Genomic DNA, 10,066 nt, shown 5'->3' on the forward strand with positions numbered 1-10,066 from the left:
ATTGAGAGGCCCAACTCATGTAGCAGCAGGAGCAGCATTGGCTTTAATCGCACATAATTATGCGGGAATAGGTGATGATCCATATTTATTAACGGCCACATCAATAATTGGGGCATTAATACCAGATATTTGTCATCAAGGATCTACTTTAGGAAGAAAAATACCTTTATTATCTTGGGGGATCAATAAAACTTTTGGTCACCGTACAATAACACACAGTCTAATCTTTTTGTTTGGTATAACGGCACTTCTTAAGTACCTAGTTCCCCAGTACCCCATAATATATATAGGAATGTTTATTGGGGTATTAAGTCATCTAGTGTTAGATGCCCTTACACCAAGTGGGATTCAATTGCTTTACCCTTTGAAAATGAAAATAAGATTTCCGATATATACAAGAACAGGAAGTATGATTGAATATATATTTTTCTTTTCACTTATTGTAATTGATATAACTTTAATTGGAGGCTCTTTTTAAATTCACATGAAAAATAGGGTAGAAATAAGGCACTCGAACAGCTATTTAATGTTCAAGTGCTTTTTTATGTAGAGTCTACATTTTAATTAATTATGGGTAAACTTTCTATCTTATTTATACAAATTATGCTATGGTACAATATGTTAATTAAATACAATTTTTTCTAGGAGGATGGGGCATAGTGAAAGCAAAGAAACTAGTAACGTTTGCGATACCGTTCATGCTATTGGCAGGTTGTGGTACCGATAAAACAGACGCAAAGCCAAAAGAAAAAGTAGAATCTAAATCAGAAACGAAAGAAAAGCTATCAAAAGAGAAGTATCCAACTCGAATGACTGGTTTATCTTCTGAGTTAGTGCAGAAAATTACAGTAATAACTGAGATAGCTATGGATAAAACTAAAAAGGAAACTGACTTAAAGAAAGAAATTCTAAAAGAAGAGTCTGAGTTGCAAAAGATTATCGCTAAGTTTAAGAAGATAGACCCACCAAAAGAGTTTGAAGACGCTCATAAAGAGATTTTAAAAGCAGTAGACTGTTATAGTGAAGCCTATGCACTTCAAGTAGAAATTTTGAAGGGGAAAGGAAAAGTAACAGACGAAGATAGAGAAAAGTCTAAAAAGTCAATGGACTTGATTAATGAGGGTAACAAGTACTGGCATAAAGGATTCGACCCTATTGAATCCCATAATGAGAAGGAAGCAAAAGCCTTAGGTTTCGATGTAGATACGAAGACCGACTCTAAGTCGTCAACTACTTCTGATAATGGTAACGTACAAATATCCGTAGACGGTAACGAGTTAATCGGTTCTTGGGGTAGTTACAAAGGTTCTGAGTTTCGTAAGGGTTTAGACTTTAGACAAGATAAGTCATTCACGGCTTATGATGACACTGGTAACTCTTCTTATGAAGACAACCATATGACAGGAACATGGTTATACAATAAAGACAGTAATAAAGTAACTTTGATTCCTACTGAATTTGTTAAAGACGGTAAGAAGATAGATGCTAGACAAATGAATGCGGTAGTAGATTATACTGTCGAGTTCTTGAGAGCAGGTTCTTTAAGAATGGTAGATAGTAAAGGTAACAAATTAGAAGTAGAGAGACAGAAGTAAAATTGGAATAAAGTCGAACTGTTTATAAAAAAGCTGAACCAGTAGATTCCTTTGTATAAAAGGAATCTTTTTTGTGCTTATTTTTCATTTCGATATTCCTATAAATTAATACTTTTGTTACAGGTAATGAGGAAAAAAGATTAAAGAGGTGTTGATTTCAAATAAAGTTAATTTCCAATCAATAATATAACTAATATGTATCGGAGAGAAATTCATGTACAGAGATAATAAAGTTGTTTAATTTACAATAAAGTCATTTAAAAAATAATATAGTAGTTTAAAAATCCTTCTTCTACTAACGAGGCAGGTTAGTGGAAGAAATAGCAAGTGGGTTTAACTAGGAGAAGTGTCGATGACATTAAAGAAGACACCGAGGTGTCTTCTGTTTTTTAAATTAAAAATATCGATAAATTAGGATTTATTTACTTAACGTTATACTTATTTTCGGACCGAGGCATCTAATCGGTGAGTATATACAAACCAAGTAATGCTTGCTGTTAATAATGTTGACGAAATTAAAGCTGTAAGAACACTATATGTTTGCCAAATAAGTATCGTTGACCAATCGAAGGCAAAAAACATTATACACTGGGCAATCGTAGCGATTAGGAAAATAATTGTTACGATTGTTCTCTTTTTTGTCATTGGCTGCTGCTCATTCGTTTTCCTTTTTCTTAATCCTAAGAAAAATAACAGAACGGCTAATAGGCAAAGAATAATTGTGGTAGACGACAAAATGATGTCCAAAAGCTGTGTGCCACTTATCTCATATGACTGAGTTAGATTGCCGTTTAATATATTTTTAACTTGTAGTACCAAGTTTATATTGGTATTTGCGCCGTTGCTCAGTAAGCAGATGGCTGTTCTTTCATTTGGCAGTATGGCTACTTTGGTACTAAAATTTGGATTACCCCCAGTGTGTTCTATAAACGTTTGTTCGGCGTTTACCGACCAACCTGCCGCATAATACATATCATTGACAGCCGAAACAGACATATCACCCCTATGTGATTTTTCGATGGCCCTGTGAAATATTTCGGGTATGTCCTGCACGATACCCATCTGTATGCCCATCCAACGCGCCATATCTTTTGTATTAGAAATGATATAGCCGGCAGGTTTATTCCCAGTATAATACGGAGCGTTAAATGGAGTTGTTATAAAAAAGGAAGAACGGTAACCCTGTGCTAACTGTCCAGTGGCTTGAGCATCTTCTTTATAAACATACGTCTGGTGAAGACCTAAGGGTAGAAATACCTGCTCCTTCATAAAGTCTTCATAGCTTTGTCGTGATACAATCTCAATAACCAAACCCAATACGTCATAATTAACGGTTCCATAGTTATATTGTTCACCAGGAGAGAACGCCAATTCTGCATCTACCAGCGTTTCCACAGTCTTTTGCAACATATCAGGCGTATTACCTTGTGGAATATTTTGAAGATGTCTAATATTTGTTAGGCCGCTGGTATGGTGAAGAAAGTTATTTAGTGTAAGGTTTTGCATATCAACAGGTTTACCTTGATACTTTAACGTAAACCAAGGTAAATATTTTTGGATAGGGTCAGTCATTGATAGCAGCCCTTGCTCTTCCAATAGCAAAATCCCCATACCAGTAAAAGCTTTACTCACCGAGGCCAACTCATAGAGTGTATTTTCACTTGCAGACAGTCCCTTTTCAAGATCTGCATACCCAGAAGAAAAGTAGAACACTTCACCATCAGCAAGTATTGAGAGTGACATTCCAGGCACACCTGACGTACGACAGGCATCATCTAGCAATGCTTGTATTGCCACAGATTTCGAATCTGACAACGCATAACTTTGTGTTGCGAATCCTGAGAATAATATAAATATCGTTAATACAAAAACAATAGTCTTTTTCATACACTCTCCTTTCTGAAGAATTATAAGGGTATAAATAACTTATTTTTATAACTATAAACTAAATTTTGATTTATATTTCTATTTATCTATATAATATCAAATAATTGTGAAGAGTTACACTTAAACTAACGGGGGCGTTAGTTTAATAAGAAGTAAACAACTTTATTATTCATTTTTTAAGCATTACATAAGCAGATGGATATAATTTGAAACAACTTTAAAGAGCCTTGCTGCATATAGAATGTAGTAAGGCTCTTATCTTTTTTAATCAAAGTTCAATAACTTTATTATCACTATACAATTCAATAGATTTAAAAAATTAGTGGTTAAATTACAAAATCAAAATGTGTGAATATGAAAATGGTTTGTAATAAATGTAAAAAAATAAAAAAATTTGGAAAAATGATTTAATGTTTGTAATTTTTTGTCTTATAATAGTTCTTAGGTTTATTGTGATTATTTTTAATATTTAAATAATCATGCAAAACAAATATTGTTTGGGAGGTTTTTAGATTGGGGAAAAGAGTTGTTGTAAGAGTTCTAGCAGTACTTTCTGTACTTGCGCTATTCCTAAATGTTTTTTTACCAAGGGTTAGTGCAGAGGTAATGACGCACGAGAAATATTCAATGAACTGGAGTTATAGTAATAGTTTAGGCAAGTACATTCGAACTGAAATGATTAAAAATTCAAGCGGTCAAATTGCTTATTGCTTAACTCTTGGACTAAAATCACCAAATGGTGAAGATCTTCCTGAAATGGGGAAAACAGATAATGTAGTATATAGGGTCCTATTAAACGGTTTCCCGCAAAAAAGTGTTCAGCAGTTAGGAGTAGCTAATCAGAATGAAGCGCATTACGCAACTCAGCTTGCAGTTTGGAATGCATTAGGTCAACTTGATGTAAATGAACTGAAACATGAAAATAAAAATGTTGAAAAAGCAGCTAAGGCAATTATCAATGCTGCTAACAATAGCGGCGATACACAAGATATCTATATGAATGTTATCCCAGCTGAAAAGCAAAAAGCAGAATTAAAAGGTGAGTTCTTCGAAACGAATCTATATACAGTACAAACAAATGCTAAGAGTGGTTCTTATAAAGTAGTAGCGAAAAATGCACCTAATGGAGTAAAAATTGTTAGTGAAAATGGTGAAGTGAAAGATCAACTTTCAGTGGGAGAGAAATTCCGTATCCAAATTCCTAAAAATACAAAAACAGGTGAATTTAATCTAAGTGTTGCTGCAAACTTAACAAAAGTTCAAGCAATTGCTTACCGCGGTACGGATACTGTTCAGAATGCTACAGTATTACTAGAAAGAAATGAAGAAAAGCTTAGTAGTGACCTTGCAGTAAATTGGGAAGCAGCTGGTTCCTTAAAAATTAAAAAAGTTGGAGAAAGTGGAGAAGTATTAGCTGGTGCGGTATTCGAGGTTTTTAATGCGAATAATGAATCAGTTGGAAAAATTACGACTGGTGCTGATGGTACTGCAGAATTAAATAACCTACCAATTGGTACGTATACTGTAAAAGAAATAAAAGCGCCAACAGGCTATGTTTTAGGTGATAAACCACAAACCATTGAGGTTAAGACAGGAGAAACTGGGGCTGTTCAAATAGTAAACAACAAGGCAAAGGGAAACATTGAAATAAAAAAACTTAGTGATTCAGGTAAAGTGCTACCTAATGTTGAATTCACTGTTTTTACTGAAGATGGAAAAGAAGTGAAAAAGGCAGTAACAAATGAAAATGGAATTGCAAAGGTTGAAGGCCTTACATTTGGTAAGTATTATTTCTTGGAGACAAAAACACCAAATGGATATATCGGAAATAAAACTAAGTATCCTTTTGAAATTAAAGAGCACAATAAAACACTTACTTTTACAGTAGAAAACACCGAAGTAAAAGGTAGTGTAAAACTACTAAAAGTAGATAATGAGGATATTAGTAAAAAATTAGAAGGTGCAGTATTCGAGTTAAAAGATGCAAGTGGAAAAGTAATTGGCGAATATAAGACAGATAAAAATGGTGAGATTAACGTTAAAGATTTAGCGTATGGTAAGTATTCATTTGTAGAAAAGACTTCTCCAAACGGTTACGTTCTTGTTACAGAACCAATTGTGTTCGAAATAAAGGAACATGGAAAAATTATTGAGCTATTAGCAGTTAATCATCTAATCAAAGGTGATCTGGAAATTACAAAGGTAGATGTTGCGGATGGAAACAATAAGCTTCCAAATGCAGAATTTACGATTTATAACGAAGCAGGAAAAGAAGTAGTAAAAGGTAAAACAGATGATAAAGGTATCGCTAAATTTGAAAAGCTACCATTTGGAAAATACACATATAAAGAAACTATTGCACCAAACGGTTACATTTTAAATGAAGAGACGTTTTCTTTTGAAATCAAAGAGAATGGTCAAATAATTAAACATATCGTCAAAGATGAGAAGATTCCTTCAATTAAAACAACAGCATCTGATAAAAAAGATGGTACAAAAGAAATGCACTCTTCTAAGTCTGTAACAATCCAAGATAAAGTGGAATACAAAGACCTACAATTGGGTAAAGAGTACACTTTAAAAGGTAAATTAATGGATAAAAAGACTAATAAACCATTAGTTGTAAATGGTAAAGAAGTAACTGCTGAAACTAAGTTTACACCAAAAGAAGCAAACGGATCTATCACACTAGATTTCACTTTTGATGCAACTGGTTTAGAAGAAAAAGAAGTAGTAGTATTTGAAGAGTTACTGAAAGACGGAAAAGTTGTTACTACACATGCTGATATCAATGATAAAGGTCAAACAGTTAAGTTCGTTAAGCCATCAGTAAAAACAACTGCTACAAACAAAGCTGATGGTGGAAAAGAGATTCATTCAAAGGATTCTATCACAATCCAGGATAAAGTGGAGTACACTAACTTAGTTGTTGGTAAAGAGTACACTGTAAAAGGAAAATTAATGAACAAAGCTATTAACGAACCATTATTAATTGATGGTAAAGAAGTAACAGCTGAGACTAAGTTTATTGCAAAAGAAAAGAACGGTTTTGTAACATTAGACTTTACTTTTGTTGGTGCTGAACAGCAAGGAAGAGAAGTAGTCGTGTTTGAAGACTTATTACATGAAGGTCAAGTAATTGCAACTCATGCTGACATTAACGATGTAGGTCAAACAGTTCGTTTTGTAGAACCTTCTATTAAAACGACAGCTACAAACAAAGCTGATGGTTCTAAAGAGTTAGATGCTTCTAAATCTGTAACAATCCAAGATAAAGTGGAATACAAAGACTTAATCGTGGGTAAAGAGTACGTTGTAAAAGGTAAACTAATGGATAAAGCAACAAAAAAACCATTATTAGTTGATGGTAAAGAAGTAACAGTAGAATCTAAGTTTACTCCAAAAGAGAAAAATGGTTCTATCACACTAGATTTCACATTTAATGCTTCTGCATTACAGGGTAAAGAAGTGGTAGTGTTTGAAGAATTGTATCAAGATAACGTCTTGGTAGCTATACACGTTGACATCGAAGATAAGGGACAAACAGTGAAATTCAAAGAAGTAAAACCGGAACAACCAAAACCAGAACAGCCGCATCAAGATAAAAATACTCCAACTTCAGAACAACCAAAAGAGCAAGTAAAAGAACAACCACAACCTAAGAAAGAAGTTCAGTCTAAAATTGGATGGTTACCGCAAACAGGTGCGGACCTTACAAGTTGGATCTCTATGGCTGCGGGTGCATTACTGTTAATTGTTGGTGGAGTTATTTTCTTAAAACGTAAAAACGCATAAAAATTAAAAAATAAGCACATCTGTTTTATAGGATGTGCTTATTTTTATGTTAGTATTTTTGTATATTTGAAATACAGTCGCGATGCTTTACCCCTTCAGGTAATCATATCTAAAGGAGTATTTTTATTGCAGGAGTAAAATTATGTTGTTTGGATGTATATCCTCCTGTAATCCATCGTTTTATTTAATTTGCCCTGAAAATGAAGGTTGTAAGTGACGTTACGTCACCTATTATAGTTAGGTTATATCATACAAAGAAAGAGGAGTGATGAATGAAGAAAAAAGACATGAATTGGAAGGGTCAACACCCTTGGGAATTAAAAGAATTTCTATTAATGATGATACTCGAATTTGTATTTGTTATAGGATGCATAAAATTCTTAGTAAAGCCTATTTATTCTCAGTGGTTTGATAATGAATTATATTCAGGAACTTTAATAGGATTAACAATAGCGATTGTTATAGTTTCAGGTGTGTATTTCATGATCCTTCGTCCAAAGAAACATGGTTCTGCTAACAATTATGGGATAATAGAAGTTTGTTGTAAGTAGGTGAAGTATCCAATGCCACTTAATACATACTTTTAAATCGTTCTTTTTTCACTTTAGATATGAACTATATTCAAAATTAACTATTGGGGAGCAGGGGTGCTGGGGTGAATGTAATTGCGTGGTTAATCGTTGCATGTGAAATAGGGTTTTGGGTTGTTATCACTTTAGGTTTATTCACAAGATATATCCTTAAAAGAAGTAAATTAGGATTGTTTTTCCTAGCCTTGACACCTGTCATTGATTTAATTTTATTGGTTGCTACGGGTGTAGACTTGTATCGTGGTGCGACTGCTACCAAAGTGCATGCAATTGCTGCTGTGTATATTGGAATCTCTATCGCATACGGTAGAAGTATGATTGAATGGGCTGATATACGCTTTCAATATTATGTGATGAAACAAGGATCGAAACCAGTTAAAAGATTTGGCATCGATTATGCGAAACACTACTTTAAAAGTTGGGGACAACATGTGCTTGCCTTTCTAATAGGTGCTGGAATTTTATTGGTCCTAATCTATTTAATTAACGATTTTTCCCGAACAGAAGTGTTGGCTGGGTTTCTAAAATTATGGACACTTGTGTTAGGTATTGATTTTCTGATTGCCCTAAGCAATTTTATTTGGCCAAAAAGGGCAAAAGGTTAATAATATAAAATAGCGCAAACGGGCGCGATTGTTTAAGAGCATCGGTAGTAAATGATCAAACTTTATTATAAACATTGCATAGTATTTCACAAAGGCTTAACCCGTTTTGATCAATCTTTTTTCAAAACGGGTTCTTATCGTTTAACTTAAAATACGGTTTTGGGGGATATTTCTGATCAAACTTTATTCCAAACCAACAATTTTAGTCTTATTTACAGTATTTTAATCTATTTGACTATTTTTGAGTTGTTGTAATAATTCCAGGACAGCAAAACAGTCAGAAGCAGCCCGGTGTTTAATCGTCAATTCCGTTGCATCACTTAATGAAATCCATCTTTTTGAATCTATAAAATCGGCGTACATTTTCATAATACATGTGGATTTAAAGCTCTTTAATTCTACATTGTTAGTAATACAAGTACTTTCTATCATACCTAAATCAAATTCAGCGTTATAAATAAGTAGAGTTTTTCCTGCAGTAACTTCACATAATTCTTTATATATTTCTATCCACGATGGTGCATCGTGTACCATTTCATTTGTAATACCATGAATGGAGGCTGCTTCAGCTGGAATATTTATAGTTGGCTTAACTAAAGAGTTTAATAGGATTTTTCCGGTTAAATCAATTACACTTATCTCGATAATTTGATCTCTTAGAGTAAGTCCAGTTGTTTCGGTATTTAAAATAACGAATTGCTCTCTGTTTATAAACATGTTATTGATATATGTTTTGATTTCTAATTTTGTTTCCTTTAATTGATTCATAACTACTTGGTGTTCGTAACAGCTAGGGCAGAGACTTAGACGTAGTTTAGCTTTACTTTGAACGATATGACCACACTGTTTACAAGTTCGTTGCTCTAAACTTAGTTTTCTACCATTTGATAATGCAAGTTTTTGCTTATCAGATAATTGCCGTTTTTTTTCTGATTTTGAACGTTCATATAGCTCTATATACCTATTGTTTACTCTCTGGAATACCCTAGCTACAGGAGCTTCTATGGGCTTTAAACCTTCTTTGTTGAGTTTAGTTTTGCTTGCAAGTTCTAAGGGGACCTCACTCCAATTTTTATAACTTATCATTTATCTTCACCCCAATGGTTATATTAGTTATTGAAATAAAAATGTGGGAATCTTTTAGATTTATTGTTAAACCTATCTAAATTCTAACTTAATTCTAATTTATGGTAAAATTAAACGAAGAATAGGAAGAAAAAGGATAAAGGGTAAGCGATTATTAGCATATCGGGGGAATAAAAATGTTAAACAATAATGTATTAGATGAACTATTTAATGAGGTAGCATATGAAGATGAATCGTATTTTTATTATTTTTACACTATGAAAATGGCAGCAACATCAGAATATATTAAATTTGGTCCTGGTGCATTTTTAGAAAATCAACATCAAGTTATTTGTTTTACTAATAAGAGGATAATGATGCTTGAATTGAATCCGTTAACTGGTAAGTTTAATGGGAATAAAATAATAATTGATATTGAAAATGTAGAGGGTATAAAAGTAAAAAGAGGGCTAATAAAGTCTAAAGTTATTGTTACATTAAAAGGTAACAAAGGAGATATCGTTATGAA

8 protein-coding genes are annotated in these 10,066 nt (G+C 33.2%); 6 read left to right on the forward strand and 2 right to left on the reverse strand.

Annotation, left to right across the window (positions count from 1 at the left end; translation table 11 throughout):
• Nucleotide 1 precedes the first annotated feature (1 nt).
• Both ACO6VI_RS24245 and ACO6VI_RS24250 read left to right on the forward strand, forming a co-directional pair.
• Entirely contained in the window at nt 2-478 is a 477-nt protein-coding gene (locus tag ACO6VI_RS24245; RefSeq protein WP_422424284.1) for a metal-dependent hydrolase, read from the forward strand.
• 181 nt (nt 479-659) lie between these two features.
• Complete coding sequence (locus tag ACO6VI_RS24250) at nt 660-1,595, forward strand: DUF7018 domain-containing (lipo)protein (RefSeq protein WP_422424286.1); 936 nt, start codon at nt 660-662, stop codon at nt 1,593-1,595.
• Nucleotides 1,596-2,033: 438 nt separating this feature from the next.
• Here the strand turns inward: ACO6VI_RS24250 and ACO6VI_RS24255 are convergent, their stop codons facing one another.
• Entirely contained in the window at nt 2,034-3,482 is a 1,449-nt protein-coding gene (locus ACO6VI_RS24255; RefSeq protein WP_422424288.1) for a serine hydrolase domain-containing protein, read from the reverse strand.
• Between the two features lie 513 nt (nt 3,483-3,995).
• On the opposite strand from ACO6VI_RS24255, the gene ACO6VI_RS24260 reads away from it, so the two are divergent.
• The 3 genes from ACO6VI_RS24260 to ACO6VI_RS24270 all read left to right on the forward strand — a co-directional run bounded on the left by ACO6VI_RS24260 (nt 3,996) and on the right by ACO6VI_RS24270 (nt 8,472).
• The gene (locus ACO6VI_RS24260) at nt 3,996-7,277 is read left to right on the forward strand and encodes a VaFE repeat-containing surface-anchored protein (protein ID WP_422424290.1); all 3,282 of its coding nucleotides are present in this window, start codon (nt 3,996-3,998) and stop codon (nt 7,275-7,277) included.
• Between the two features lie 272 nt (nt 7,278-7,549).
• Nucleotides 7,550-7,828, forward strand: coding sequence for a hypothetical protein (locus ACO6VI_RS24265; protein ID WP_225989109.1), 279 nt, complete (start codon nt 7,550-7,552; stop codon nt 7,826-7,828).
• 104 nt (nt 7,829-7,932) lie between these two features.
• Nucleotides 7,933-8,472 carry a hypothetical protein gene (locus tag ACO6VI_RS24270; RefSeq protein WP_078399531.1) on the forward strand — a complete coding sequence of 180 codons (540 nt, stop codon included), beginning with the start codon at nt 7,933-7,935 and terminating at the stop codon, nt 8,470-8,472.
• 222 nt (nt 8,473-8,694) lie between these two features.
• Here the strand turns inward: ACO6VI_RS24270 and ACO6VI_RS24275 are convergent, their stop codons facing one another.
• Nucleotides 8,695-9,558 carry an exonuclease domain-containing protein gene (locus ACO6VI_RS24275; RefSeq protein ID WP_422424292.1) on the reverse strand — a complete coding sequence of 288 codons (864 nt, stop codon included), beginning with the start codon at nt 9,556-9,558 and terminating at the stop codon, nt 8,695-8,697.
• A gap of 176 nt (nt 9,559-9,734) precedes the next feature.
• Between ACO6VI_RS24275 and ACO6VI_RS24280 the strand changes: the two genes are divergently transcribed.
• Nucleotides 9,735-10,066: PH domain-containing protein (locus ACO6VI_RS24280; RefSeq protein WP_422424294.1), on the forward strand; the 332-nt coding region annotated here is incomplete at its 3' end.

This window comes from Bacillus sp. PSXD-155 (genome assembly GCF_049310765.1).
GTDB lineage: Bacteria > Bacillota > Bacilli > Bacillales > Bacillaceae_G > Bacillus_A > Bacillus_A cereus.

Coding starts and splice junctions, on each gene's coding strand:
- ACO6VI_RS24275 (WP_422424292.1), bottom strand. CDS start 9,558: ATGATAAGTTATAAAAATTGGAGTGAGGTCCCCTTAGAACTTGCAAGC.
- ACO6VI_RS24265 (WP_225989109.1), top strand. CDS start 7,550: ATGAAGAAAAAAGACATGAATTGGAAGGGTCAACACCCTTGGGAATTA.
- ACO6VI_RS24255 (WP_422424288.1), bottom strand. CDS start 3,482: ATGAAAAAGACTATTGTTTTTGTATTAACGATATTTATATTATTCTCA.